The 26402-nt window shown below is 61.7% G+C and carries 24 protein-coding genes, 5 pseudogenes and 2 other annotated features; of the genes and pseudogenes, 20 read left to right on the forward strand and 9 right to left on the reverse strand.

Going from position 1 to position 26402, the window contains the following annotated elements:
• Positions 1-68: 68 nt before the first annotated feature.
• Entirely contained in the window at positions 69-9317 is a 9249-nt protein-coding gene (gene xopAD, locus J5I97_RS08970; protein WP_208591333.1) for a XopAD/skwp family type III secretion system effector, read from the reverse strand.
• 256 nt (positions 9318-9573) lie between these two features.
• Here xopAD and J5I97_RS20535 point away from each other — a divergent pair.
• From J5I97_RS20535 to J5I97_RS08990, 3 genes and pseudogenes are all read left to right on the forward strand, one after another.
• Positions 9574-10506 (forward strand): annotated as a pseudogene (locus J5I97_RS20535) (alcohol dehydrogenase catalytic domain-containing protein).
• A 22-nt stretch (positions 10507-10528) separates the two neighbouring features.
• Positions 10529-10945 carry a hypothetical protein gene (locus tag J5I97_RS08985; RefSeq protein WP_208591641.1) on the forward strand — a complete coding sequence of 139 codons (417 nt, stop codon included), beginning with the start codon at positions 10529-10531 and terminating at the stop codon, positions 10943-10945.
• On the forward strand, positions 10942-12255 hold the full coding sequence (locus J5I97_RS08990; RefSeq protein WP_208591337.1) for a PQQ-dependent sugar dehydrogenase: 1314 nt from the start codon (positions 10942-10944) through the stop codon (positions 12253-12255). The genes J5I97_RS08985 and J5I97_RS08990 overlap by 4 nt, the downstream gene beginning before the upstream one ends.
• Positions 12256-12523: 268 nt before the next feature.
• Here the strand turns inward: J5I97_RS08990 and J5I97_RS08995 are convergent.
• The 3 genes and pseudogenes from J5I97_RS08995 to J5I97_RS09005 all read right to left on the reverse strand — a co-directional run bounded on the left by J5I97_RS08995 (position 12524) and on the right by J5I97_RS09005 (position 14540).
• A protein-coding gene (locus J5I97_RS08995) for an IS3 family transposase (protein ID WP_208586298.1) occupies positions 12524-13737 on the reverse strand; the annotation gives its coding sequence in 2 pieces (ribosomal slippage) (positions 12524-13455 and positions 13455-13737; 1215 coding nt in all).
• Positions 13346-13462: a sequence feature (AL1L pseudoknot), on the reverse strand. It overlaps the preceding gene by 117 nt.
• A 198-nt stretch (positions 13738-13935) precedes the next feature.
• Positions 13936-14170: pseudogene (locus J5I97_RS09000) on the reverse strand (hypothetical protein); the annotation flags it as partial.
• The gene (locus J5I97_RS09005; protein ID WP_208591339.1) at positions 14100-14540 is read right to left on the reverse strand and encodes a DUF3693 domain-containing protein; all 441 of its coding nucleotides are present in this window, start codon (positions 14538-14540) and stop codon (positions 14100-14102) included. The pseudogene J5I97_RS09000 and the gene J5I97_RS09005, both read right to left, overlap by 71 nt.
• A 126-nt stretch (positions 14541-14666) precedes the next feature.
• Here J5I97_RS09005 and J5I97_RS09010 point away from each other — a divergent pair, with 126 nt between their 5' ends.
• The 8 genes and pseudogenes from J5I97_RS09010 to J5I97_RS09045 form a co-directional block, all read left to right on the forward strand.
• A complete protein-coding gene (locus tag J5I97_RS09010; protein WP_208591341.1) occupies positions 14667-14891 on the forward strand; it encodes a hypothetical protein in 225 nt (74 codons plus the stop codon).
• Positions 14888-15070 carry a hypothetical protein gene (locus J5I97_RS09015; RefSeq protein ID WP_208591342.1) on the forward strand — a complete coding sequence of 61 codons (183 nt, stop codon included), beginning with the start codon at positions 14888-14890 and terminating at the stop codon, positions 15068-15070. The genes J5I97_RS09010 and J5I97_RS09015 overlap by 4 nt, the downstream gene beginning before the upstream one ends.
• Positions 15063-16169: a replication initiation factor domain-containing protein gene (locus J5I97_RS09020; RefSeq protein ID WP_208591345.1), complete on the forward strand. Its 1107-nt coding sequence runs from the start codon at positions 15063-15065 to the stop codon at positions 16167-16169. Before J5I97_RS09015 ends, J5I97_RS09020 begins: the two co-directional genes overlap by 8 nt.
• Positions 16166-16462 (forward strand): single-stranded DNA-binding protein, encoded by a 297-nt coding sequence (locus tag J5I97_RS09025; protein WP_208591347.1) that lies wholly within the window; start codon positions 16166-16168, stop codon positions 16460-16462. The genes J5I97_RS09020 and J5I97_RS09025 overlap by 4 nt, the downstream gene beginning before the upstream one ends.
• A 3-nt stretch (positions 16463-16465) precedes the next feature.
• Positions 16466-16717, forward strand: coding sequence for a hypothetical protein (locus J5I97_RS09030; protein ID WP_208591349.1), 252 nt, complete (start codon positions 16466-16468; stop codon positions 16715-16717).
• A 30-nt stretch (positions 16718-16747) separates the two neighbouring features.
• The gene (locus J5I97_RS09035; protein ID WP_208591350.1) at positions 16748-16876 is read left to right on the forward strand and encodes a capsid protein; all 129 of its coding nucleotides are present in this window, start codon (positions 16748-16750) and stop codon (positions 16874-16876) included.
• Positions 16877-17343: 467 nt separating this feature from the next.
• A complete protein-coding gene (locus J5I97_RS09040; RefSeq protein WP_208591643.1) occupies positions 17344-18165 on the forward strand; it encodes a hypothetical protein in 822 nt (273 codons plus the stop codon).
• A gap of 10 nt (positions 18166-18175) precedes the next feature.
• Positions 18176-18349 (forward strand): annotated as a pseudogene (locus tag J5I97_RS09045) (phage coat protein); the annotation flags it as partial.
• Between the two features lie 39 nt (positions 18350-18388).
• Here the strand turns inward: J5I97_RS09045 and J5I97_RS09050 are convergent.
• A protein-coding gene (locus tag J5I97_RS09050) for an IS3 family transposase (protein ID WP_208586298.1) occupies positions 18389-19602 on the reverse strand; the annotation gives its coding sequence in 2 pieces (ribosomal slippage) (positions 18389-19320 and positions 19320-19602; 1215 coding nt in all).
• Positions 19211-19327: a sequence feature (AL1L pseudoknot), on the reverse strand. Its footprint overlaps the gene before it by 117 nt.
• Before the next feature lie 50 nt (positions 19603-19652).
• Between J5I97_RS09050 and J5I97_RS09055 the strand changes: the two are divergent.
• Both J5I97_RS09055 and J5I97_RS09060 read left to right on the forward strand, forming a co-directional pair.
• A pseudogene (locus J5I97_RS09055) lies at positions 19653-19802 on the forward strand (phage coat protein); the annotation flags it as partial.
• Between the two features lies 1 nt (position 19803).
• A complete protein-coding gene (locus J5I97_RS09060; RefSeq protein WP_208591351.1) occupies positions 19804-21138 on the forward strand; it encodes a zonular occludens toxin family protein in 1335 nt (444 codons plus the stop codon).
• Positions 21139-21224: 86 nt separating this feature from the next.
• Here the strand turns inward: J5I97_RS09060 and J5I97_RS09065 are convergent, their stop codons facing one another.
• The 4 genes from J5I97_RS09065 to J5I97_RS20540 form a co-directional block, all read right to left on the reverse strand.
• Entirely contained in the window at positions 21225-21536 is a 312-nt protein-coding gene (locus tag J5I97_RS09065) for a chloride channel protein (RefSeq protein ID WP_208591353.1), read from the reverse strand.
• Positions 21537-21744: 208 nt separating this feature from the next.
• Positions 21745-22353, reverse strand: a complete 609-nt coding sequence (locus J5I97_RS09070) for a hypothetical protein (protein ID WP_208591645.1) — start codon at positions 22351-22353, stop codon at positions 21745-21747.
• Between the two features lie 660 nt (positions 22354-23013).
• Positions 23014-23397 (reverse strand): DUF3653 domain-containing protein, encoded by a 384-nt coding sequence (locus J5I97_RS09075; RefSeq protein WP_208591354.1) that lies wholly within the window; start codon positions 23395-23397, stop codon positions 23014-23016.
• Positions 23394-24056 (reverse strand): DUF3693 domain-containing protein, encoded by a 663-nt coding sequence (locus J5I97_RS20540; protein WP_371888331.1) that lies wholly within the window; start codon positions 24054-24056, stop codon positions 23394-23396. Before J5I97_RS20540 ends, J5I97_RS09075 begins: the two co-directional genes overlap by 4 nt.
• Between J5I97_RS20540 and J5I97_RS09085 the strand changes: the two genes are divergently transcribed.
• The 7 genes and pseudogenes from J5I97_RS09085 (at position 24048) to J5I97_RS09110 (ending at position 26277) form a co-directional block, all read left to right on the forward strand.
• Positions 24048-24221, forward strand: a complete 174-nt coding sequence (locus J5I97_RS09085; protein ID WP_208591357.1) for a hypothetical protein — start codon at positions 24048-24050, stop codon at positions 24219-24221. The genes J5I97_RS20540 and J5I97_RS09085 overlap by 9 nt on opposite strands.
• A complete protein-coding gene (locus tag J5I97_RS09090) occupies positions 24214-24366 on the forward strand; it encodes a hypothetical protein (protein WP_208591871.1) in 153 nt (50 codons plus the stop codon). The genes J5I97_RS09085 and J5I97_RS09090 overlap by 8 nt, the downstream gene beginning before the upstream one ends.
• A complete protein-coding gene (locus J5I97_RS09095) occupies positions 24363-25421 on the forward strand; it encodes a replication initiation factor domain-containing protein (protein WP_208591364.1) in 1059 nt (352 codons plus the stop codon). Before J5I97_RS09090 ends, J5I97_RS09095 begins: the two co-directional genes overlap by 4 nt.
• A gap of 41 nt (positions 25422-25462) precedes the next feature.
• Positions 25463-25573, forward strand: a pseudogene (locus tag J5I97_RS20545) (replication initiation factor domain-containing protein); the annotation flags it as partial.
• Positions 25570-25863: a single-stranded DNA-binding protein gene (locus tag J5I97_RS09100; RefSeq protein WP_208591365.1), complete on the forward strand. Its 294-nt coding sequence runs from the start codon at positions 25570-25572 to the stop codon at positions 25861-25863. The pseudogene J5I97_RS20545 and the gene J5I97_RS09100, both read left to right, overlap by 4 nt.
• A gap of 3 nt (positions 25864-25866) precedes the next feature.
• Positions 25867-26118: a hypothetical protein gene (locus tag J5I97_RS09105; RefSeq protein WP_208591366.1), complete on the forward strand. Its 252-nt coding sequence runs from the start codon at positions 25867-25869 to the stop codon at positions 26116-26118.
• A gap of 30 nt (positions 26119-26148) precedes the next feature.
• A complete protein-coding gene (locus tag J5I97_RS09110; RefSeq protein WP_208591368.1) occupies positions 26149-26277 on the forward strand; it encodes a capsid protein in 129 nt (42 codons plus the stop codon).
• Positions 26278-26402 lie beyond the last annotated feature (125 nt).

Genomic DNA, 26402 nt, shown 5'->3' on the forward strand with positions numbered 1-26402 from the left:
GGTCCTGGGCTTATGCCGGTTTGCCGTTCCACTGCGCCTCACACCGCTTGTACTGCCGCGTGCGCCACTTATTCCCAATCGTCGATCTCCTCGCAGCCCGGCGGCGCATTCACGCCGCTGAAGGCCGCCTGCGCAGGCGCCTGCAGTTCGCGCTGCCTGGCCTGTGAGGCGGCGTCCTTAAGCTGCAGCGCAAAGCTGCGCTTGTACAGGTCGTGGAATTGCTCCTTGAGCTTGAAGGTGTCCGGCGTGTGGAACTGGATCTCCCAGAGCGCGCCTTCGGGGCTGCGCAGCGTGACGTTGACTGCCTTGAATGCCTGCCGGTACCGCATGAACAAGTTGACCAGCTTGACGCGCACATGGCCCTGATCGTCCAGCGAAGCCAGCACGCCGCGCAGGCCGGCGGTGAAGTGCCGCGGCTCCAGTACCACGCTATAGCGCAGGGCGTCGTTCATGCCAGCGGCCGCTTCTTCCAGGGTCTTGTGTTTCAAAGCCATTTGCCGCTCGAATTTTTCCACCAGCGAGCCGGGCGATTTGAATTGATGGCGCATTCCCTCCAGTCGCCCACCATGGAGCTCGGCGGCGCGCGTCAGCATGTCGGTGACCACGGGCTCCATCTCTCTGGCGCGTGTGAGCAGGGCCTCGGTCGCACGCACGATGTCCTCGTGTTTCACGGCGCGCAGGCGCTCGGCCGGCGGTGGCGGCGAGTCGATCAGGCCTGCCTGCTGCAGCGCGTGCAGCGCGTCTTGCATGACGCCCGCCGCCATCGTCGGCATGTTCTGCAGGAGCACCTTGGTCTGCTCGGCGTCGAAGCGGCCCTCGTGCATGGCCCGGGCAGTCGTCTTGCCGTACGGCACGCTGCGTACCCGCTCGGCGAACGCTCGCTCGGATCGTTCGCAAGACTCCACGATCTTGGCGAACAGCGCTGTGCCGGTGTCGGATTTCAGCGCATCGGTTCCTACCTTAATGGCGATAGTGAACAGGTTGCGCATGCTCAGTTCCGGCTCGTCGGGGATGAGCCCTGGTTGCCCCTCCGGGAACTGCGCATGCGACAACAGGCACACCGGGTAGTTGTCGAGGATGGCGCGCAGACGTGCGTCGGCATCGGGCGCGGCCATGTAGGCACGGGCGAGCGTTGGGAACGCTTCAGCCAGCGCGTCGGGCAGGTGCGGCGCCTCGGCTGAGCGAGCCGTCGCCGGTTCGAGCTCAAGCAGCTGCGCGTGCAGCAGTTCGGCCGCTTCACGCGCCTCTGGCATATGGGCGCGTCCGATCGCTTCGTGCGCCTGGGCGCGCAGTTGCCCCAACAACACCCGGGGATCTGTGGTCTCGCCGTCGAGCACCTGGCGCAAGCCGTCGCGCAGGTCGCGCTCGATGCCGTCGTAAGTACCGAACATCATCTTGCGCGCCATTGCCTCGCGCAGCTGGTCGGGCTGCGCCATGAAGCGCGCCGCCAGGGTGCTGGCCGTGCCCATGACCTGGCCGCCACGCTGCAGCGACATGATCTCGGACAGCCGCCCGGGCTGGTAGTGGCCGGTGTCTGGGTCGATGGCCGGCGTGGCGGTCTTCGGCGGTTTGAAGGAGCGTGGCTGGCCGCGCCGCACCTCACGATCGGCCATCTCGCGCGCGATCAGCTCCGCCAGCCTGGGGTAGCCCGCGTACACGAACGCATCGTCACCGTCGGTGTCCATGTTGCGCTTGCGCAGCTCCGGGATCGGCAGGGCGCCCATGCGCCCGGGTTCTACGATGTCCTTGAGCCGCAGGCTGCCGGTGCTGAGCATGTCCTGCGGCACGGCACTGCGGTCGCGTCCGGCCGTCCAGCGCGACAGGGTCTTGAGATCTTCCTTGGAGCAGGCCAGGTCCACGTCGGCGAACTGCGCCGGCCAGTTCCGCGCCGGCACCACGATGAGCATGCCCTTGCTGTGCAGCATCGCCGGGCCGCTGCCGGCTGCGTCGCCCGAGCTGTCGTCGAAGCCGGTGTAGCTGTACTGGATGCCGAAGGACTGCGCAAGGAACTCGGCCGTGGCATCGCCCTGCGCTGCGGTAGCGACATGCGCCTGCGGCACCGGCAGCAGGTTCTCCTTGTCGTAAGGCGGCTTGCCGACCAGCAAGGCGCCGCCGGCGGCATCGAAGGCGCCGCTGCGCTCGCGCGGCAGGTGCACCTTATTGTCGGCGGAGGGCACCGCCCGGATTCTCTGGCCCTCGTAGCCGCCGCTGGTGGCCAGCTCGTACAGCGCCAGTTGGCTCAGCTTGGGCGGCAGCGCCTGCAGCCTGCGCCGCATCGCCTCGTGCGCCTCTTGCAGCGCCGCCTGGTCGCGCGGGAAGTGCTGCAGCGCCTGCGGTGCCAGCCGCGTGGGTCCCTTGTCCTTGGCCAGAAGGTCGCGCTGGGCTTGGCTGGCCCGGCCGGCCTGCACCGCTTCCCAGGCACAGACGCGCTCACGGAAGGCCGGGATGCGCAGGGCCACCTCCAGCTTCAGAAAGCCGCAGCCATCGTTGGGGCACAGCGCCAGGGGGCGCCCGTCGGGGGCTGTGAGCTTGAACGGGTGCGCAGGGCCGCTGACGTCGTCGAAAAAGCCCAGGCGCAGCGTGCCCTCCACGACGTGGTCGCTCGGCACCATCTCCAGCAGCGAGCGCTGCATGCGCGACCAGTCCTCGCGCTGCGGGGCCAGCTTGGCGATGAGCTTCATCAGGCTGCTGCCCGGGACGGTGTCGGCATAGCGGATCGCCGGCAGCAGCGACGGCGATGCAGAGGCGCCGGACAGCAGATCGGCGGGGCGGCTCATGTTGCCGCGCGTGGCGCGGCTGCCGCCGAACATGTCGAAGCGCCAGGGCTCGTCCTGGTAGGTGAGCGTGCGCGCGAGCATGAACGTCGAAATCGATCCCGGCAGCTGAACCTCCACCAGCGGCAGGCCCGTCAGCCGCGTGAACAGCGAGTAAGGCTTGTCCGTCTCGGCCGCGTTGGTCGACACTTGCTTGCCACGCAGATCGACCACGATGTGGGTGGTGCTGCCAATGCCGGGTGCCGGCACGACGGGCTGGCCGGGTGCCGAACGCATGCCCAGGCGCCCGGCGCCCAGGTCGAAGCGGCTCGGTGGATGGGCCTGCGCGATCCTTGGCGCCTCCTTGGCCATGCGCCGGTCCAGGGCGTCGAACACCTGGTCGCCCGCCTCGATCTGCGCGATCAGGTTCCAGCTCATCTCGCCGAGGTCCGCCTCGATGGCCTCGCGCGTGCGCTCGAGCGTCTGGTCGACCCATTGCGCCAGCTGCTCGCGGCGCTGGCGCAATTGCTGGCGCGCGCCTTCGAGGTGGCGCGGCTTCCATTGCCGGCTCACCACCGCGTAGGTCTTGAGCACCTGGAAGAACGTCAACGCCGGGCAACGCGTGGCGTGCTGTTCGGTCTGGGCCGATGCACGTGAGCCACCGACTGTGAGGTACGAGTCGATCTTGCGCGCTACGATCGGCTGCAAGGTGTTGAATACGCGCAGGGCGTGACCGCGATGGCGAGGGGTCAGCTCCGGACTGCGGATCAGCGGCAGCAGGCCCATGCACAGGCTGCCTAGCCCCTCGAGGTTCGTTTCGCGTAATCCATCGTCGTGCATGAGCGCTGCGACCCGCTCCAGCGCTGGTCGTGCCAGGGGGCGCATCTGGCGATGAAGCTGCGCCGATGAAAGGGCCTTGAAGATCAGCCCGATCTCCGAGACCGAAGCGGACGCGAAGCGCTCGCGACGCAGCTCCAGGTGCCCGGCCAGCGCCTGCAGTTTGTCGCTACCCAAGGTTTGGAATTGTTCATCGTCCAGGTGCCGCAGACGGGACATCGCGTTGGCCAGCATGGCGAGCCCAATCATCTCGAACTGTTGCCATGGCAGCTCTGTCGAGCCTAAGCACTCGGCGAGCAGCAATGCTGTCTGGCGACAAGCAGCCCCTCCAAGCGATTTGCTTAGCGCATTGAGCGACAAGACCACGTCCTGCGCTTCCAGTGCGTGTCGCAAATCGTGGTCCGTAGCCAGCCGCCCGGCCAAGGCGTCGATGGCCTTCTCGCAGCTCGCGCGTCCGGGCCATTTGCTCAGGGCGTTGAGCGCTTGGCTCACGCCAATAGGGCGTAGAGCGTTGCGCAAACCGGCATCGTCGGCCAGCCGCGAGGCCAGTGCGCTGGTGGCCTCGCGGCAGTCCGGCGTGTCGGGCCATTTGCTCAGGGCGTTCAACGCGTTGGCCACGCCTTGCGGATTGAGAGCGTTGCGCAAATCGGGATCGTCGTCGGCCAGCCGCGAGGCCAGTGCGCTGGTGGCCTTTTGGCAGTCCGGCGTGTCGGGCCATTTGCTCAGTGCGTTCAACGCGTTGGCCACTTCTTGAGGTTTGAGGGCGTTGCGCAAACCGGCATCCTCGGCTAGCCGAAGGGCCAGAGTGCTGGCGGCCTTCTTGCACGCCGGCGTATCGGGCCATTTGCTCAGGGCGTTCAACACTTGGGCCACGTCTAGCGGTTTGAGGGCGTTGCGCAAATCGTGGTCTGCAGCCAGCCGCCCGGCCAAGGCGTCGATGGCCTTCGTGCATGCAGGCGTGTCGGGCCATTTGCTCAAGGCGTTGAGCACGTTGGCCAGGCCTTGCGGGTCGAGGTCTTTGAACAACTCGGGCTCGTTGGCCAGCCGCAAGGCCAGTACGTTGGCGGCGGTCTTGCAGTCCGGTGTGTCGGGCCATTTGCTCAGGGCGTTCAACGCATTGGCCACGTGTTGCGGGTCGAGGTCGTTGCGCAATTTGGGCTCGTCGGCCAACCGCAAAGCCAGCGCGCTGGCGGCGGTTTCGCAGTGTGGCGTGTCGGGCCATTTGCTCAGGGCGTTCAACACCTGGGCCACGTCTAGCGGTTTGAGGGCGTTGCGCAAACCGGGCTCGTTGGCCAGCCGCAAGGCCAGTACGTTGGCGGCGGTCTTGCAATGCGGTGTGTCGGGCCATTTACTCAGGGCGTTCAACGCGTTGGCCACGCCTTGCGGATTGAGAGCGTTGCGCAAATCGGGATTGTCGTCGGCCAGCCGCGGAGCCAGAGCGCTGGCGGCCGCCTCGCAGTCCGGCGTGTCGGGCCATTTGCTCAGGGCGTTGAGCACATTGGCCACGCCTTGCGGGTCGAGGTCGTTGCGCAATTTGGGCTCGGCGGCCAGCCGCGAGGCCAGCGCGTTGGCAGCGGTCTTGCAGTCAGGCATGTCGGGCCATTTACTCAGGGCGTTCAACACGTGGGCCACGTCTAGCCGATTGAGGGCGTTGCGCAAACCGGCATCGTCGGCCAGCCGCGAGGCCAGCGCGTTGGCGGCATCTTTGCAATCTGGCGTGTCAGGCCATTTGCTCAGGGCGTTCAACGCGTTGGCCACGCCTTGCGGATTGAGAGCGTTGCGCAAATCGGGATCGTCGTCGGCCAGCCGCGGGGCCAGCTCGCTGGCGGCGGCCTTGCAGAACGGCGTGTCGGGCCATTTACTCAGTGCGTTAAACACCTGGGCCACGTCTAGCGGTTTGAGGGTGTTGCGCAAACCGGGCTCGTTGGCCAGCCGCAAGGCCAGCGCGTTGGCGGCATCTTGGCAGTCTGGCGTGTCAGGCCATTTGCTCAGGGCGTTCAACGCGTTGGCCACGCCTTGCGGATTGAGAGCGTTGCGCAAATCGGGATTGTCGTCGGCCAGCCGCGGGGCCAACTCGCTGGCGGCGGCCTTGCAGTCAGGCATGTCGGGCCATTTGCTCAGGGCGTTGAGCACATTGGCCACGCCTTGCGGGTCGAGGTCGTTGCGCAATTTGGGCTCGGCGGCCAGCCGCGAGGCCAGCGCGTTGGCGGCGGTCTTGCAGTCAGGCATGTCGGGCCATTTGCTCAGGGCGTTGAGCGCTTGGGTCACGTCAATAGGACGTAGGGCGTTGCACGACCCTGGCTCATCGTCGGCTAGCTGTAGCTCGTCGGCCAGCCGCAAGGCCAGCGCCTTAACGGCGACGGCGCAGAGCGGTGTGTCAGGCCATTTGCTCAGAGCGTTGAGCGCGTTCGCGATGTGTTGCCGTTTGAGGGCGTTGCGCAACTCGGGTTCTTTGGCCAGTCGCGAGATCAGTGCGTTGGCGACATCTTTGCAGACTGGCGTATCGGGCCATTTGCTCAGGGCGTTGAGCGCGTTCGCTACTTCTTGCGGTTTGAGGGCGTTGCGCAAACCGGGATCGTCGTCGGTCAGCCGCGAGGCCAGCACGTTGGCGACATCTTTGCAGACCGGCGTGTCGGACCATTTGCCCAGGGCGTTGAGCACGTTGGCCACGCCTTGCTGGTCGAGGTCGTTGCGCAATTTGGGCTCGTTGGCCAGCCGCAAGGCCAGTACGTTGGCGGCAGTCTTGCAGACCAGCGTGTCGGGCCATTTACTCAGGGCGTTCAACACGTGGGCCACGTCTAGCGGATTGAGGGCGTTGCGCAAACCGGGATCGTCGGCCAGCCGCAAGGACAGTACGTTGGCGGCCTTCTTGCAGACCGGCGTGTCGGGCCATTTGCTCAGGGCGTTCAATACGTGGGCCACGTCTAGCGGATTGAGGGCGTTGCGCAAACCGGGATCGTCGTCGGCCATCCGCGAGGCCAGCGCGTTGGCGGCATCTTTGCAATCTGGCGTGTCGGGCCATTTACTCAGGGCGTTAAGCGCATTGGCCACGCCTTGCGGGTCGAGGTCTTTGCGCAATTTGGGCTCGGCGGCCAGCCGCAAGGACAGCGCGTCGGCGACATCTTTGCAGACCTGCGTGTCGGGCCATTTGCTCAGGGCGTTGAGCGCTTGGGTCACGTCAATAGGGCGGAGGGCGTTGCACGACCCTGGCTCGTCGGCCAGCCGGAGCTCGTCGGCCAGCCGCAAGGCCAGCGCCTTAACGGCAACAGCGCAGAGCGGTATGTCGGGCCATTTGCTCAGAGCGTTGAGTGCGTTGGCAATGTGTTGCCGTTTGAGGGCGTTGCGCAATTCGGGCTCGGCGGCCAGTCGCGAGGTCAGTGCGTTGGCGACATCTTTGCAGACCTGCGTGTTGGGCCATTTGCTCAGGGCGTTGAGCACGTTGGCCACGCCTTGCGGGTCGAGGTCTTTGCGCAACTCGGGCTCGGCGGCCAGCCGCAAGGACAGCGCGTCGGCGACATCTTTGCAGACCTGCGTGTCGGGCCATTTGCTCAGGGCATTCAGTGCAATGCCCACTTCTTGCGGGTCGAGGTCTTTGCGCAACTCAGGCTCGGCGGCCAGCCGCGAAGCCAGCGCCTTAACGGCGACGGCGCAGAGCGGTATGTCAGGCCATTTGCTCAGAGCGTTGAGCGCGTTTGCGATGTATTGCCGTTTGAGGGCGTTGCACAACTCGGGTTCTTCGGCCAGTCGCGAGGCCAGTGCGTTGGCGGCATCTTTGCAGACCGGCGTGTCGGGCCATTTGCTCAAAGCGTTCAACGCGCTGGCCACGCCTTGCGGGTCAAGGTCCTTGTACAACTCGGGCTCGTCGGCCAGCCGCAAGGCCAGCGCGTTGGCGGCTACTTTGCAGTCAGGCGTGTCGGGCCATTTGCTCAGAGCGTTCAACGCGCTGGCCACGCCTTGCGGGTCGAGGTCTTTGCACAACTCGGGCTCGTCGGCCAGCCGCAAGGCCAGCGCGTTGGCGGCTACTTTGCAGTCAGGCGTGTCGGGCCATTTGCTCAGAGCGTTCAACGCGTTGGCCACGCCTTGGGGGTAGAAGTCTTTGCACAACTCGGGCTCGTCGACCAGCCGCGCGGCCAGCGCGTTGGCGGCCTTCTCGCAGTCAGGCGTGTCGGGCCATTTACTCAGGGCGTTCAACGCGTTGGCCACGCCTTGCGGGTCGAGGTCTTTGCACAACTCGGGCTCGTCGGCCAGCCGCAAGGCCAGCGCGTTGGCGGCTACTTTGCAGTCAGGCGTGTCGGGCCATTTGCTCAGAGCGTTGAGCGCGTTGGCTACTTCTTGCGGTTTGAGGGCGTTGCGCAAATCGGCATGGTTGTCTGCCAGCCGCGAGGCCAGCGCGTTGGCGGCATTTTTGCAAACCAGCGCGTCGGGCCATTTGCTCAGGGCGTTGAGCGTATTGGCGATGCTCTGCGCATCCATCGCATAACGCAAGCGGCTGTTGCTGGCGAGCAACTCGGCGAGCGAGTGCGCCATGGACCGGCAGTCCGGGTGATCGAACCACTTGCTGAAGGCATTGAGTGCCAGGCCGATGCCCTTCGCTTCCAGACACTGCCGGGCCTGGTGGCCACGGTGCAGGTGACGTGCCAGACGAGCCACTGCGTGTTCGCACCTGCCGCTGTTGGTGTTCTTGGCGAAGGCGTTCAGGAGTAGGACTGACAGGTGGTCATCCAGCCCCAATGGACCATTGGCCTGATCCACCTGTCTGGCGATCCACGCGATTGCATCCATGCACGCTGGCTGGTTCGGATGCTTGCTCAGCTTGTTGCCTACATGGGCTAGTTGTTTCAGAGATGCACCGTTGAACCACTCGGTCTTATATAGATACTGCGCCGCAAGCTCGGTGCAACGATCGAGATCGCTGTGCGTTAGGTCTGCGGCCGGCCTTGCATTGCCAATCATCTGAAGATATTTGTCGAGCCACTTCGCGTTGGTTTGCGCGTGGAAGTTCGAAGCCAGGAAGGGCAAGGCCAGCTTGCAATCCATACGACGCGCCAGCTCGTTGTCCCGTGCCATGGCGACGCACAGGTAAGCGTTGTGCGTCTGATCTATCCGGCTGTGTGCTTCCAACTGTCGCCGATACCGCTCTCGTTCAGCCTGCAGCCGTTTTTTTGCCGCCGAGTCGAGCCGATGTTCGGCCCGATGAAGATCGGCCGTCGTCAGCTCCAAGCCATACCTTGGCCGCTTTGGCTGCCGATACGGCTCTCGCTCTTCCCGCGGTCGTTTTCCTGCCGCCCGTTCGGACTTTTGCTCAGTCAGACGAAGATCCGCAGTCGCCTCCAAACCATGCGTTGCTCGTTGTGGCCTACGATGCGACGAAGAGGCGCCGACGTAAGCGGACACTCTGTCCGAGCGTCGCTCGGGCGGGGTACCGCGTCGGTCGGTAGGATCATCGCGCCGGTGCGAGTGAGTGGCTGGCTGTTGCTGAGCGTGCCTGTCCCATGCGCAGCCACTGGCTCCAGTTTGCGCATTCACAGACAAAGGAACCCTACGTTGCGTCGCCGTCCCAGGCTCATCCTGTTCTACCCGCCGCCGTTTGGACGGTGGCCGCACGAGCAGCGGCTGACTGTCGCGGGAGCTGGCTGCAGCCTGCTCCCCGGCCGGCCTGGGCTGGTCCTCTCGAGGGAAAGGCCAGTTTGTGCCCGATGCGTTTAGATTGACTTTGGAGGTTTTCATGCTTGCAACTTATTTAGTGGGTCCGCCTGCCAGCGGTTTGCGACGCTCGTTGCGGGTTGGGCAATCCATGCCCCATCCGCAGTAGACATCTCCCGATTTTATCCGGACAACAGATCATCGGCTTCCCGACGTGGCGCCGGATGAAATTGAGGGGCGGCAGGGATTCATACGAAATCCAGCCAATTTATTTCGTTCGGTCATGCTCATCGAGCTTGAAGGGCAGCGGGCATACCGAGGCGGCACAGACAGCGGAGTTATAAATCGCAAATTTTTTCAGTCTGTTAGGCCTGATTTGGCTGTTTTTTCACGAATCCTGCCGGCTCTCATTCATCCTCACGACGTCGCGATGGAAATCCTGTATTTGCAACGTCCGCCACTGCGACCTGCACACAGCGCGCAACGATTGGGGTCGGATCTACTACCCGATCGTGCCGGGCCACGAGATTGTCGGCCGTGTGATCGAGGTCGGTGCGGAGGTCTCGCGCTATCGCGTTGGCGACCATGTCGCGGTGGGATGTATGATCGACAGCTGTCAGCAGTGCGATCAATGTCACTGCGGCGAAGAACAGCTGTGCCGCGAGGGCAATACCGGCATTTACGCTGGCCGGCAGGGTGGCTATTCCAAACATCTGGTCGTGCGCGAAGAGTTCTGCCTGCAGATCCCCAAGGGACTTGACCCGACGCGTGCGCAGCGCCGTTGCTGTGCGCGGGCATCACCAGCTATTGGGCGTTGTGCACTTGCAAATGTCGGCCCCGGCAGTCGCGTCGGCGTGATCGGGCTGGGCGGGCTAGGGCATATGGCGGCCAAACTCGCCGCCGGCATGGGCGCCGACGTCACGGTACTCAGCCGCAGCTCACCGTCTCTGCCGATGCTCGACGTGGATGGCATGCTGGTGATCGTCGGCTAGGTCGGGCCGATGGAAGGCGCCAACACGGTGCCGCTGTTGCTCGGTCGCCGCCGCATTGCCGGCTCGCCGATGATGGCATCCGCGAAACCCAGGAGATGTTGGGTTTCTGCTCCAAGAAAGATATTTTTCCCGACTGCGAACTGATCCGGATGGATCAGATAAACGACGCCCTTCATCGATGCCTACGTCGTCGGTCGCAAGCTCAACACCTTATATCGGCAATCGCACCGACATCACGTTCCTCATCACATGCATGCTGGCAGCATCGGGGCCACGTTTAAACGCCGTCCGAATGAGTCCGCTATGAATTCAATTGCCGTCCCGGCCCGCACATGGGCCATCCACCCGTTCCACGCAGCCGTTCTCGGTGGTGTGTGGCCGCTGTTTCTCGGTGCTCTGATGAGCGATTACGCGTATTGGAGCAGCTATCAGATTCAATGGAGCAACTTTGCGTCCTGGCTGCTGGTGGGGGCGATGGTGCTGACCACCATTGCGCTGGTGTGTGCAATCGTCGGGCTCGTGCGCGGAAGCCGCAACTTCATCTACGTGATCGCACTTGGCGCCGCTTGGATCGTTGGCTTCTTCGACGCCTTGCATCACGCCCGTGATGCGTGGGCCATCATGCCGGCAGCGTTGGTGTTGTCGGCGATCGCGACGCTGTTTGCACTGGTTGCAACCTGGGCGGGATTGTCCGCTCTGCGCGTGGGAGGTGCACGATGAAGCGTCAGGCAACCACACTCATCACGGCTTCCATTCTTGCCGCAGCGTTGGCCGCATGCGGTAAGGCACCTGAGCTCAATCAGCACGGTGCAACGCCAGAACTGCCTACGCCCGATCGTGGTTTATTGCCCGACATGACCATCGCCGAGCCGGCCGCTTGGAATGAGCGTAAACCGACCGTGCCCGCAGGTTACCGGATCACTGCGATTGCCACCGATCTAGGCATTCCGCGCCAGACCCTGGTGCTGCCGAATGGCGACATTCTGGTGGCCGAAGGCCGTGGCGGCTCCGCACCGAATCTCAAGCCCAAGGACGTCATTGCCGGCGCGATCAAGGCAAAGGGTACGTCGCCGGTCAAAAGCGGCAATCGCTTGACCTTGTTGCGCGATGCCAACGGCGATGGCACCTATGAGTTGAAGACCGTGTTCGCCGACAAGCTCAACGCGCCGTACGGACTTGCGCTGATCGGCAACGCGCTCTACGTCGCCAATCAGGATGCGCTAGTGCGTTTTGCGTATCGCGATGGCCAGACGCAAGCGACCGGCGCGCCGGGCAAGGTCACCGACTTGCCATCGGCGATCAATCACCACTGGACCAAAGCGCTGACCGCCAGCGCCGACGGTCGCTATCTTTATGTGGCGATCGGCTCCAACAGCAATATCACCGAGCGCGGCATGATTGCCGAAGTGGAGCGTGCTCGAGTGTGGCAAGTGGATGCGGCGACCGGCGCGCACAAGCCGTACGCCACCGGCCTGCGCAATCCCACTGCGCTCGCTATCCAGCCGGGGACCGGCGCATTGTGGGCCGTGGTCAACGAGCGCGACGAAATCGGCCCGAATCTGGTGCCCGATTATCTGACCTCGGTGCGCAAAGACGGATTCTACGGCTGGCCCTACAGCTATTGGGGCAAAAACGTTGACAAGCGCGTGATGCCGCAGGATCCGCAGAAAATTGCATCGGCTATCGTTCCTGACTACGCGTTGGGCTCGCATGTGGCCGCACTTGGTGTGGCGTTTTCGTCTACAGCGATGGGCTCAAAATTCGCGGACGGCGTGTTCGTCGGCGAGCACGGCAGTTGGAATCGCGACCCGCCAGCAGGCTACAAGGTGGTGTTCGTGCCGTTCCGTGAAGGTCACCCGGCAGGCGACCCGATCGACTTCGTTTCTGGCTTCCATGGCGAAGACGGCAAGACCCGCGGCCGACCGGTCGGTGTCACCGTCGACCCACGTGGTGCATTGATCGTCGCCGATGACTTGGCCAACATCATCTGGCGTGTCACGCCTGAGACGACCACTGCTTCGCCGCAGTAACACGCTGATGAGGCAGTGGCCGCTGATCATGCCTCCCTCCAGGACGCCCAAGAAACCTTGGAGCGAGACCGACAAACTATGCAGGCCACGCGGAGGTCGATCGGGCACATCAGCCAAGCAAGCGGCTAGCTACCAGCCAGAGAGAGCAGCCGTCGACTTGAGGAAGCAATAGAGCGCGCACAGGGCAATGCGAGCTCCGCCAAGACCTCACGATCCAGCAGGCACGTGCTGAACCGCCCCGGGATTTCGGGAGGCTGTTTGGTTTGAGTCACGCCGCTTTGGCGTAACCGGCCTGTTGTCGATAGTAAGCCTCTTCGGCTTCCGCTGGCGGAATGTTCCCGATCGACCCCAGCAAGCGTTTGTGGTTGTACCAGTCCACCCAATCCAGCGTGGCCAGTTCCACATCCTGGCGGTTGCGCCACGCGCGCCGGTGGATCACCTCGGCCTTGTACAACCCGTTGATCGTCTCGGCCAACGCGTTGTCATAGCTATCGCCCACGCTGCCCACCGACGGCTCGATCCCGGCGTCGGCCAGCCGCTCGGTGTAGCGGATCGACACATACTGCACGCCGCGGTCGGAGTGGTGGATCAGGCCGCCTTCGGTTGGACGACGCGCATGCAGCGCCTGCTCCAGCGCGTCCAGCACGAAGTCCGTGTGCGCCGTCTGCGACACCTTCCAGCCCACGATCCGCCGTGCGTACACGTCGATCACGAAGGCCACGTACACGAACCCGGCCCAGGTCGAGACATACGTGAAGTCGCTGACCCACAGTCGGTTCGGCGACGGCGCATGGAACTGTCGGTTCACCTTGTCCAGCGGGCACGGCCGCTTGTCGCTGATCGTGGTCTTGACCACCTTCCCGCGTACCACGCCGCGCAGGCCAAGTGCGCCCATCAGTCGCTCCACCGTGCAGCGGGCCACCGCATAGCCCTCGCGCTTGAGCTGCCGCCAGACCTTGCGCACGCCGTACACCTGTCGGTTCTGCTCCCATACCCGCCGGATCTGCGGGCGCAGCGCCTGGTCCTTCCACCAGCGGTTCGGGCGCAAGTTCGCGTCCGCTTCCCGCTGCGCGTGGCGGTAATACGTCGACGGGGCAACCTGCAGCACCTTGCAGATTGGCTCGACCCCGTGAACATCGCAATGTTCGGTCACGAACGTGGTCAGGGCTTGAAGCGGCGGTCGAGCTCCGCCTGGGCAAAATACGCGCTGGCCTTGCGCAGGATCTCGTTGGCTTGCCTCAGCTCGCGCACTTCGCGTTCCAGCGCTTTCATCCGCGTCCGCTCGTCCGTCGTCAGCCCCTGACGCTTGCCGGCATCACGCTCGGCCTGACGCACCCAGTTGCACAGCGTCTGCGACGAACAGCCAATCTTCCCGGCAATCGATTCGATCGCCGCCCACTGCGAGCCGTACTCGCCCTGATGCTCCCGCACCAGCCGAACCGCGCGCTCTCGCACTTCCGGTGAATATTTCGTCTTGCTCATCGCCCCATCTTCTCAAGAGTTGGAGCCTCCCGAAATCCCGGGGCGGTTCACAACTCAACTCCGGGGCGGTTTTTCCGTCGTTCCATCAGAGCTGGGGCGACTTGTCCGGGGTTTCGCGAAATGTGGGGCGCGCTTCCGCGGCGAATGGGGTGTATGTCTGCGGGGACGGGGGCATTTCCTCCGCGGCAATGCGGTGAACATCAGGCGCACCGGCAGCACGGGACGACCGCCACCGGCTGGCGTGGCCGGAAAATGTGGCAAAAAAGCGCCTGATCCAACGCGGCCCACGGCATGCGTTGCTCAATTGCACCAACGGATGACGCAGATCGATCTGGTTCTCCAGGCGCGAACGAAACAATTCGTCAGCGGGTCTGTCTTCGGCAGCTTGAGCGTCCCGACCCTTGATTTCGCATAATGTATAGAGTGTGCGCATTATCAGACTGGAATACGAGCGGCGAAAGGGCCGTCACCAGCGCTTCATGAGCTCCTGCGTGGACCCCTATTGCGACCAGGCCCAGCGCCCCGATCACCGTAGTGACCGGGGACAGTCTGTCCCACAACGCACTCCACGCCTTTCTCTCGACCGCAGATCCCGCTTCCTCTTCGCGAACCTTTACCGCGAGTGCAGGGTCTGCCTGCGCCAGGTCGATCAGTGCCATCAGATGCGCATCTGTGATCTTCCCGCCTTTGCGCCATACGAACACTGAGTTCGCTGACACCTTGAGCCTTTGAGATACCGCGCGGTCGCTATCGCGCTCGCATACTTTGCGCGCACTGTCAATCAATTTATTTAGCGTGTTCATATCACATACCGTTTGATATCGGGCATCACATGTGATTGTATACGTCCGTGTATCACACGCGGTGTGACACCCCGCCCCCCCGGTACCCCCCGGGGGCTACGGGTCAGGGTAGGGGATAGGGGCTTCATGGACACCAACACATTCGCATTGCTCGGCGCCTCCGCGTTGACCGTCATCGTAGGCCTTGCCCGATTGGCCGCTTGGATTCTGGATCGTCGCGCCGAATCTGCGCTGCGCGCGCACCGCGAACAGGTCTTCATCATTGAAAGCTATGTCGGCCTCGTCGCTGCGTCGATTGAGCGCCGCGTGACCATTTCCAGCGCGCAAATCGAAATGGATTTCGTCGCATGACCGCCTCCGTTGTCTCGCACATTGACACCTATCACATTGTGATCGGTGGCCGTCGCATCCGCCGCTTCCGCCTGACCGTGCGCCTTGCTGGCCGCTTGGTTGAGCAGAGCGTGCACGCCTCGCGCGGTGCTGCTCGTGCCTGTGAAACCGCTGCTGTGGAGTTTTATGCGCATGGCTGACGGTTCGCAGGATGTGAGACTCCCCTCGTCTAACAGGGGAGTCAGTGAATTCAGGAACAGTGATGGCACCCTCACTGTGATCATCGATTGGTTTTCAGCTTCGGTAGATCTATTCGCTGTGTTGCGCCATGTCGGCTACCTCGACCGCGACGACGCCGAAGAGGTCCGCCAGTGGTCTGACGCATGCGCCGAAAACGCCATGGTCATCGCGATCAACCTGTTTACGTTCTTCTTCGCCGGCCTGGGCATGGAACTGGACAAGCAGGCAGGCCCCGGCAGCTTTTACACCTGGCGTGTGCGTGTTCTCGATCGCGAAGGCAAGCACGTCGGGATCATCGAGTTTGGTGGCGAAGATTGCCGCCGCAAGGATGGCACCTACACCGCCCGCATTGAATTGACCGGTGCCGGCTGCGCTATGGTGAGCGCAGCGCGCTGCGGCCATGCGAAGCGGTGGCTGGAGCTTCGAGCGAAGCTCGAAAGCTGCGCAGGACGGTTGACCCGTGTGGACACTGCTGCCGACGATCTGCTGGGGAAATACCCGCTCAAACTCGCGCAGACGTGGTACTCGGATGGCGAGTTCGATAATCGTGGTCAGCGCCCCAAGGCGCAGCTGATCGACGACTACGACAGCGGCGACGGCAAGACGCTGTATGTCGGGACCAAGAAGTCCGAAAAGCAGCTGCGCGTGTATGAGAAGGGCAGGGAACAGGGAGACAAGGAATCGCCCTGGGTGCGCTACGAGGCGCAATTTAAGGCATCCAACCGCAAGGATCTGTCGCTAGACATTCTCCGCGATCCTGCTGGCTATCTGCTTGGCGCGTATCCGGTGCTGCACTTCCTCAACTGCGTAGCGCTGCGCATGGACATCACCAAGGCGGCGGTCGATGCCACGTGGAAAAGTGCGCGTCGCCACATTAAACGCCAGTACGGCGCAACCCTCAATTTCATCGTGCGGCATTGCCCAACGCCAGACGCGTTGCATGCCGTGATCAGTACCTGCACGTCGCATCGGCTACCGGCGTGGGCAACAGCAGACGTAGCCAACCAATGGCCCGAAATCGCGGGCATCAATCAAACCTTAGAAGGGGTTACACCATGAGCGGAATCAAAGTCACTGTGTTGAGCGCGGAAGTCGATGAGCGTGGCGGCACGTTCAAGGATGACGAGGGCAAGGATCGGGAATACACGACGCGCAAGCAGAAAGCCAAGCTCGAAGCAGGCGGCTTCGCGTATCCCCTTGATGTGCGCTTGGAGAAGGGTCAGTCGGCCTATCAGCCCGGTGAGTACGAGCTGGATCTGGAAGCCATGGTGACCGTCAACAAGGGCGCCATCAATTACAGCAAATTTCATGTGCTGCGCCCGCTCAAGGCGCCTGCTCGCGTCGCTGCCTAAGACATGGCCCTGTGCGTAGCCCTGCAAGCAGATGGCACGTTGGTTCCCACCGGCCAATCGGTTAGCGAGTGCAGCGGCTATGTGCTGGTCACTGGTAGCGAATACAGCGTGTATGCGCTGGTGCAAGAAGCGTTCGCCATGCCCAGCAAGGAGGATGCCGTGGCGTGGTCCACCGGCTGTTGTGGTCTGGTGATCGTGTGGTTCGTCTTGGGGCGCCTTGCCGGCAGCGTCGCGGGCATGTTCAACAACCGGTAAACCAATCATCAATTAACTAGGAGATAAAACATGGGCGACATTTTGTCGGGTTTGAGCGCAGCTGAGGCTGTGACTGCTGTAATCGGTGCAGCCGCGCTGATCGCGTTGGTCGGTTTCACCAAGTGGGGTGCAAAGAAGGTGGCCGGCTTCTTCGGCTAACGGTGGTGAGGGTAGGGCGGCGCTTTGGTGTCGCCCTCTCTCTTTCTGGGGGTCATGATGATCGTTCTATTGTTTTGTGCATGCATGGGCGCGCTGTGTGGGTGGGCGGCTGTCAAGGGGCTTGACGCGTGAGGCTTGTATATGCAGCCCTGGTTTTTCTTTGCTGTTTTATCAGTCCTCATGTCTTGCATGCACAGACGATGGATGACGGCCAGGCAAAGCAGGCTTGTATTCAGGAAGGCAAGCGTCTTGTTTCCAGTTTTCCCAATCAGTTTCGAAATTCCTCATGTAGCTTGGCTGCCGGTAGGAATCTCTATCGCTGTTTTATCGAGCAAAAATTTACGTCTGGTTGGGAGGCGACCACGTGTGGAGAGTGGCCGTTTTCTAGCTCGTGCGCTTCTCGGCCCGTATCTACTTCCGGTTGGTCAGCGCTTGGCAGTGGTGCCAGTTGTGATGCTGGTTGCGCGATGGGGCCTGCCACCTCGGCAGACACCTTTACGGCTGGCGGCAAGACGTATTTTAGTTTGGCCGGCGCAAAGCCTACCGGTGCCACCTGCACGTATGGCGACGGCTCAGGGCAGGTGGTCAAAGATCAAGATTGTGTGCAGTCCGGCACGCTGACGATGTGCATTCGCAGCGATGGCAAGAATTGCGCGACCGCATCGACCGGAAAACAGTTCTGTTGGTCGCCCGGGGAATCGGGCGTTAAGAAAGCCGACAACAACAATCAGTCTGCTACCAAGTCACCGGAGAGTGCGTCCATCAACGCTCCCAGTGATGCCCCTGCTAACGGCGGCGATTGGAAGGTGACCGGGCAGGGCACCTCGTCTGAAACCAGGGGCGGTGTCACGACCAATTCCAACGTGACCACCTTCGATAGCACTTATGGCAAGGACGGCACCGGCAAGGGTGACGGTACTGGAACCGGCTCTGGCGGTGGTTCTGGCGGCGATGGCGATGGCGATGGCGATGGCGATGATGGCGATGATCCTGGCGAAGGTGCAGCTATCGGAGACCTCTACACCAAGAGCGACAAGACGGTGGAGTCGGTCGTGTCGAAGTTCGCAACGCAGGTGCGTGCGACGCCTATTGCGGGCGGCATCCTTAGCTTTATGCAGGTCCCGTCTGGTGGCTCGTGCCCAGTGTTCAGTCTGGGTGCCTCGAAGTTCTGGGATGCCATGACAATCGATTTCCACTGTAGCGGCACCTTCCTTGCGTTCTTGCGTGCGTGTGGGTGGGTCATTCTCGCGATTGCCGGCTATGCCGCCATCCGCATTGCGGTGACATAAGGGGTAGGGCATGCAAGCTGGTTGGTTGAGTGATTTGACGGCATGGATTTGGAAGGCTGTCAAAACGGTGTGGCAGGCGTTTGCCGACTTCTTTAGCGATCTGTTCGTTCTTTTTCTCGATAAGGCCCTGTCGGCGGTGCTTTATGTCATGAACCTGCTACCAATGCCCGACTTCATGAAGGGTTGAACCGCCCCGGGATTTCGGGAGGCTGTTTGGTTTGAGTCACGCCGCTTTGGCGTAACCGGCCTGTTGTCGATAGTAAGCCTCTTCGGCTTCCGCTGGCGGAATGTTCCCGATCGACCCCAGCAAGCGTTTGTGGTTGTACCAGTCCACCCAATCCAGCGTGGCCAGTTCCACATCCTGGCGGTTGCGCCACGCGCGCCGGTGGATCACCTCGGCCTTGTACAACCCGTTGATCGTCTCGGCCAACGCGTTGTCATAGCTATCGCCCACGCTGCCCACCGACGGCTCGATCCCGGCGTCGGCCAGCCGCTCGGTGTAGCGGATCGACACATACTGCACGCCGCGGTCGGAGTGGTGGATCAGGCCGCCTTCGGTTGGACGACGCGCATGCAGCGCCTGCTCCAGCGCGTCCAGCACGAAGTCCGTGTGCGCCGTCTGCGACACCTTCCAGCCCACGATCCGCCGTGCGTACACGTCGATCACGAAGGCCACGTACACGAACCCGGCCCAGGTCGAGACATACGTGAAGTCGCTGACCCACAGTCGGTTCGGCGACGGCGCATGGAACTGTCGGTTCACCTTGTCCAGCGGGCACGGCCGCTTGTCGCTGATCGTGGTCTTGACCACCTTCCCGCGTACCACGCCGCGCAGGCCAAGTGCGCCCATCAGTCGCTCCACCGTGCAGCGGGCCACCGCATAGCCCTCGCGCTTGAGCTGCCGCCAGACCTTGCGCACGCCGTACACCTGTCGGTTCTGCTCCCATACCCGCCGGATCTGCGGGCGCAGCGCCTGGTCCTTCCACCAGCGGTTCGGGCGCAAGTTCGCGTCCGCTTCCCGCTGCGCGTGGCGGTAATACGTCGACGGGGCAACCTGCAGCACCTTGCAGATTGGCTCGACCCCGTGAACATCGCAATGTTCGGTCACGAACGTGGTCAGGGCTTGAAGCGGCGGTCGAGCTCCGCCTGGGCAAAATACGCGCTGGCCTTGCGCAGGATCTCGTTGGCTTGCCTCAGCTCGCGCACTTCGCGTTCCAGCGCTTTCATCCGCGTCCGCTCGTCCGTCGTCAGCCCCTGACGCTTGCCGGCATCACGCTCGGCCTGACGCACCCAGTTGCACAGCGTCTGCGACGAACAGCCAATCTTCCCGGCAATCGATTCGATCGCCGCCCACTGCGAGCCGTACTCGCCCTGATGCTCCCGCACCAGCCGAACCGCGCGCTCTCGCACTTCCGGTGAATATTTCGTCTTGCTCATCGCCCCATCTTCTCAAGAGTTGGAGCCTCCCGAAATCCCGGGGCGGTTCAGGTCATAGCATTGGTGAGATGCTCGGCAATGCCGGTAGCACAATATTGTGGTTCGCTGATGTTTTTATGATTGGTCCATCGCTCGTTGCCATTGGCGCGGCGATGATTTTCTACGTGCTGCGTCGGGTGCTGACGCTGGGGATTTGGTGACATGCTCGTTTTCAACGAAGGTGTGCCGCGCGCCGGCAAGAGCTATGACGCGGTGAAGAACCATATTTTGCCTGCCATCAAGAAAGGTCGGCGCGTGTTCGCTCGTCTCAATGGTCTACGTCATGACCGCATCGCCAAGCATCTTGGGATGGAGGAAAAAGACGTGCAGCACTGGCTGGTGCTGGTGGACACCAAGGACGTGGCCAAGCTGTTTGCGTGCACGCAGGATGCGTCGGGCAAATGGTGCATTCCGGACGAGTTCAAAGATGCTTTGGTCGTGATCGATGAAGTGCACGAGTTCTATGTCAACGAGCGTAAGCCCCTTGAACCGGCCGTCGAAAATTTCTGGGCGTTGCTTGGCCAGAACGGCGGCGATGCGGTCATCATGACGCAGTGGATCAACCGCCTGCACTCGGCGGTCAAGGCGCGCATCGAGAAGAAAAACACGTTCCAGAAGCTCACGGCAGTCGGCATGAAAAGCCGCTATCGCGTCACGTATTTCCACACGACCTCGCCCGGTAAATTCGAGAAGGTCGGCGGCCAGACGCTCAAGTACGATTCCGCGATTTTCCCGCTCTATGACGGCTATGCGCCGGGCGCAGAGAACACTGAGGTCTATGAAGAGGGCGGCAAGAACGTGTGGGCCGCGATGGCGGTGCGTGCCGTCATTTTTCTGGTTATTGGTGGGGTCGGCCTCTATTTCTTTGTCAGCTATTTCAATAAGGGCAAGCAGCCCCCGCATGCCGCTGCCGCTGGCCCGTCAGCGACGCCAGCGGTCGGGCAGGTGTTCAAGCCTGGTCAGCTGGTCTCTGCACCTGGGCAGCAAGGCATGCCAAACGCCGTTGTCGATCCGCTCGCCGATCTGACTTCGGAGCAGCGCTACGTCATCCAGTTGGCCGAAAAGGGCCGCATCCGCGTTGCGGCCATCGCTCAGTTCGATGGCCGGGATCGCGCGTGGGTGCAGTGGATCGACACGTCTAATATCGTCTTGGAGCAACTGGATTTGGGCCAGCTGCGCGCACTCGGTTTCGATGCCACGGTGCAGGCATATGGCGTGCGTTTGGTGGCTGGTAAACACATCGTGGTGGCCACCGCGTGGCCGTGGCATGAGCCCGTCCGCGAGCAGGACCCACGCCTTTACAATACCTCGCCTGATGGCAAGAGCGATGGCGCTGCTGGCGTTGCGACCGCAGGGAGTGACGCCGGCCGCGCTGATCGCGACCACATTGCAGGTGGCGCAGTGATCGAGTATCGAACGCGCGCTTTGGGTACGTTTCCGGAGAACAAGCCATATACGTCGAACACGTACACCCCACAGACCACGCGCGACATGTAGTTATCTAACGCGTTAGATAATTCAACGACAGCCCCGCCAGGGGCGCAGTCACAGGGGCGTCGGCTTTTCGCCTACGCCCAACCGATCTAACATGGGTCGTTAGTCAGTTCTTGCCATCCGTTGGATAGCCGGCCAAAGCGCTTGCCTTGAATGCATCGTTCGTCCGATTCTAGGGGGCGTAGCTTGGGTGCTTCTGATTGGTGTCGCTGGGCGCTTGGCGTGTATAGGTCTCGCGCATTTGGTTGAGGCACCGAACCTGCAATGCTGCGCACGGTCAAGTAGCCTAGGCATAGTGCTACCACGCCTGCGAATGCGGCGGTCATTAGTTGTCCTACGAAGATGCCCAGGGCGATTTCCCACCAAAGCCCATCGTGGTTGTTTTGCGGTCGGTAGCTCATATGGTTTCCTACGACGATGAGCGGGCATTGTAGGGGTGTAGGGGCAGCGCCCCTACGGATAACGCTTCACGCCTCACCCGCGCCGTGGACGTCTCGGCCCCCGCGTTCTATGCACAACCTGTGCTCTGTCGGCGAACTCCGCGCCAGCCACCACTGATGACCGCTTTTCTAGCTGCGGAGCTATAGTCAGTCGCATATCGTTGAGGGCTTAGGGCTTGGCGGCAATGATGGCTGTGGCGGTCTGGTTGTTGTCCATCCATGCCGCTGTAACCGTGCAGCGGTACGTCACGAGTGCCAGTATGGTCTGGTAGTCATTTGCCAACGCTCGGGCAAATATTGGCTCATGGTGGGCGATGCGATTGCGCAGCAAACGCACCCTCTCTAAGTCACGATAGATCGACATCCGCAAGTCGGCAACCGGTTTGGCCGGGTCAAGGTGCAGCATAATGCGCCGCAGGTGTCGATCCCAAATGCGGGTGTCGTAGCGGCTTGTGAACATCTTCTGCCAAAAAACGAACTTCAATTCCGGGATCACCTTGCCCGTTGTCGGCGCTGCCCGTCTAGCTTTTTGCAAATCATGGCGCGGGCTGTAGCCCTGCGTCGGATCGGGCAAGCTACGCTCGAACGTTATTGACCACGGCCAGCGCGGCCCATAGAGCGCTTCCAGCGCGTCGGCCACAGCGTTACGAATGACTACCTCACATAGATGCAGGGGGGCTAAGAACGCACCTGACACCGCAGCATTCCACGCGTAGAGCAACAGTGCCGCAGGGTCATCATCTGCTTGCACCCCGGCTGCGACCTCGAAGGTTCCCATGCGAGCCGCTGACAGCGCGGCCTTTACTGCATCAATGGTCGTTTTCTGGCTGTTTGACATACCCACCCGAAGGCCTTATATTTGAGCGACTAGCCACGGGACTAGCGGGCGCAAGCCTCCCCCCGAGGACATACGATAGTACAAAGACGAAACCCGCCGACGCTGGCGGGTTTTTTCTTTTCTGAGGGTCGGCAGGGATCACGCACCCCTCGGCGGCGGGGTGGTTTCGAAAAATTCGGAGGGTGCCAATTGCGGAAGCTCTTCCGGAGAACCGAGCACAGCAATTGTGCTCTGCCATGGTTTGCTATTAGGGCCTTCCGTTGTTTCGTTACCAACGTGAAGTAAGGCGCACCCGTGCACCGATATGAGATGGTTGACCACATCCTGAAATTCGTTAAACGAGCGTGTTTGGGCACCTTCACAGTCAAATGGGCAGTGGTGCGAAAGGCTATTCGAGACAGTAATGATGGCTTTGGATTCTTGGATGTTCACGGTGATTCTCGCTATCTATCGCTTTCGCATTCAATGGGTTGTCGACTAATTGGCTGTTTTTTTTACACGAATCGTTGCCGACTCTCGGGTCTGGCTTTTCGCTTAAGCCTAAGCGATTGCGGGGTTCTGGGTGTAGGGGCAGCGCCCCTACGGATAACGCTTCACGCCTCACCCGCGCCGTGGACGTCTCGGCCCCCGCGTTCTATGCACAACCTGTGCTCTGTCGGCGAACTCCGCGCCAGCCACCACTGATGACCGCTTTTCGCGTCTGTGCCGGAGCACGTCCCGCAGGTAGATGATCTTGCATGTCTCGGAGATCCTCGCTCCCGGAGTCCTTGTTGCCACAGGCTCTCCGGGCAGGTCCCGCCTGCAGTGCCGTTCCTCGGCCATCATCAATGACCACTCCCGCGCGATGCAGCAGGTCAGCGACCAGAACCGCATGTCTGCTGGGTGTAGGTCTCGGCCCTCGGGAGTGAACATCCGGTTTCCCTGAAAACCAAAACCGGCCCAAGGGCCGGTCAGGTCCACGCGACCGTAGGTGTCTAGCTTCATTGTCCAGTCCGCTTCCTGTGGAGTGGCGGGCAGTAATAGGCCATCAGCATGCACAGCAGCGTCAAGACAGCATCATTTCGCATAATGTATAGAGCGTGCGCATTATCAGACTTGAAAGTGTGACCCGCGTTTCTGTCGGTCGACGCTTCAGCACGGCCGGGTAGAGCGAGCGACACCCCTATAGCTATGGTCATGGCAGTCGCGGCTAACCGGCGCCAAACCGCCTTTTCGTCTGAGCTTATAGCCCGAGCTTCTCCGACAACGCCTATCACTTTTGCCAGCGGTTCTCCTGTCAAACCAGCTAGCGTTGCGCACACTACGGCGTTTGGAAGGGATACGCCCCTTCGGTAGTTGCTTACAGCTGCCGGCTTGATTCCCAGCGCTTTTGCCAACTCTGTGTCGTTCTTCGCGTGCACTGCCTTCATTGCCGCGTCGAGCAATGCATCGATTGTTGACATGATTTTCAAAGCCCCTTGACATTTGACTACAAGGGGCATTGAATCACGTCTGGATTCAAAGGGTCTTTGAATCTCCCGCCCCCCGGCACCCCCCGGGGGGAGCCCGGGCTGGGTAGGGTAGCCGTCACCGTCCCGAGAGGGACTACTGCCAGAAGCAGGTGATTGCGAAACAACTGCAATAGGGGACATTTCGTGACGCATCACAATATCTTGGCCGTCTGGCTGATCCTGATCGCGTTCGCCTTCCTGCGCGCCGTGATCGCGTTGATCGCCTATCACCGCCAGGCGGATTTCAACCGCCTCGATTCCGACTATCGCGCCGCCGCCCTTGTGGCCAACGCTAAGCGGGAGCTGCGTCGTGGTTGATCTGCCTGGCATGAAGTTGCACACCCTTTATGACCTGGTCAACTTCTCTCGCCAGTCCGGTAACGCCGACTTGCTCGAAGCCTACGAGCTGATGATCGAGCAGCGCATCCAGCTGATCGGCAACACCCCGGCGGTCGCTCTGTGAGGCTTCTGGTGGTTCCTTGCGTACCCTTTTCACCGGCGCAGCTGTGCAATATGCCGACGCACCCGGTTGGCCCGAGCAGTAACACGGGCCAAAAGTCTCAGACCCTGGAAGGTCTCTCGAAGCCGATCATCGATTTCTGCACCCTGGTTTTTGACTCTGACAAGGCCGTCAATTTCTTCAAGCGCATGAACGCTCAGCAGATGGTCGCGTACGTCTTTGGCACCTCTGGCAGCATCGTTGCTGGCCCCCTGCAGGAGCGCTTGTGGAATTTCAGCTATCAGCGTAGCGCCATGCTGATAGATGAGACCTCTAGCGTGTGCGGCCGCATTGGTGTGGCTGACACCGGCGAGGTCTGCATCAGCCTGACAGGGCAGGGGTGCAGCCACGTCACCAGCTGGCCGTATGCCGAGCGCATCGCACAGGATCTTGGTGGCCACCTCACGCGCGTCGATATCGCCATCGATGACCACACTGGCAAGTGGTTCGACGTGGAGCAGTTCCGCGAGGCCTACCACGAAGGCTTGTTCACCAATAACGGTCGCCCTCCGCACGCGAAGCACATCAGCGATGAGGGCAACGATAAGGGTTGCAGCTTCTATGTCGGCCAGAAGGGCCACAAAGAGCTGTGCATCTACGAGAAGGGTAAGCAGCTCGGCGATCCAGAGAGCGATTGGACGCGCTGCGAATTGCGTCTTTACGCCAAGCGCATCGATCTGCCTCTGGGCGCGCTGGTCGATCCGGGCAAGTACTTCGCCAGCGCCTATACTGTCCTCGCTGATCTGGTCATTGGTGAGTTGACCAGGCTGGAATTGAAGGAGCGCATGGTCAATCCATCGGTCAAGGCGATGATAGATTTTATCCACACGCAGGCGGGTAGCGCCCTCCGCGTCCTCTGGAATGCCATCAAAACGCGCGGCATCGAGTACGCCGAATCTGTGCTTGATCAGTATCTATCGCACGACGGTGTACCCAATCGTTTTAAGAACTTGCAGCAGCTCGATTTAGAGATCCGCATCGGTAACCAGCTGGATGAACTCTTTCCCGACTGCGCCTAACACCAGTGCACCGTGTCGCTTGCGGCGTGCGCCCCACCAACATCAGTACCTGCACGTCGAACAAGCTGCCGGCGTGGGCAACACAGGAAGCAGCAGACCATTGGCCGGAAATTGCCGGCGTCAACCAAACCACAGAAGGGGTTACACCATGAGCGATATCAAAGTCACCGTTTTGAATGCTGAAGTCGATGAGCGTGGCGGCACGTTCAAGGACGACAAGGGCGAGGACCGCAGCTATACCACCCGCAAGCAGCGCGCCAAGCTGGAAGTGGGCGGTTTTTCCTACCCCTTCGATGTGCGCCTGGAAGACGGGCAAAAACCGTATCCGCTCGGTGTGTATACCTTGGATATGGAGAAGATGCTGACCGTCAACAAGGGCGTCGTGTCCATCAGCAAATACACCTCACTCAAGACCACCGCCCCCGCGCGGGCGGCGGCCTGATTTATGGCCATGTGCGTAGTTCTGCAAGGCGATGGCACGTTGGTGCCAACCGGCCAATCGGTCGGCCAGTGCAGTGGCTATGTGCTGGTTAGTGGTAGCGAATACAGCGTATATGCGCTGGTGCAAGAAGCGTTTGCGATGCCGAGTCAGCATGATGCGGTGGCGTGGTCCACCGGGTGTTGCGGCATAGTGATCGTGTGGTTTGTTCTGGGGCGTATGGCCGGTAGCGTCGCGGCGATGTTCAATAACCGGTAAACCAATCATCAATTAACTAGGAGATAAAACATGGGCGACATTTTGTCGGGTTTGAGCGCAGCTGATGCTGTGACTGCTGTAATCGGTGCTGCCGCGCTGATCGCGTTGGTCGGTTTCACCAAGTGGGGTGCAAAGAAGGTGGCCGGCTTCTTCGGCTAATGTCGGTGAGGGTAGGGCGGCGCTTTGGTGTCGCCCTCTCTCTTTCTGGGGGTCATGATGATCGTTCTATTGTTTTGTGCATGCATGGGCGCGCTGTGTGGGTGGGCGGCTGTCAAGGGGCTTGA

The organism is Xanthomonas fragariae (assembly GCF_017603965.1).
GTDB lineage: Bacteria > Pseudomonadota > Gammaproteobacteria > Xanthomonadales > Xanthomonadaceae > Xanthomonas > Xanthomonas fragariae_A.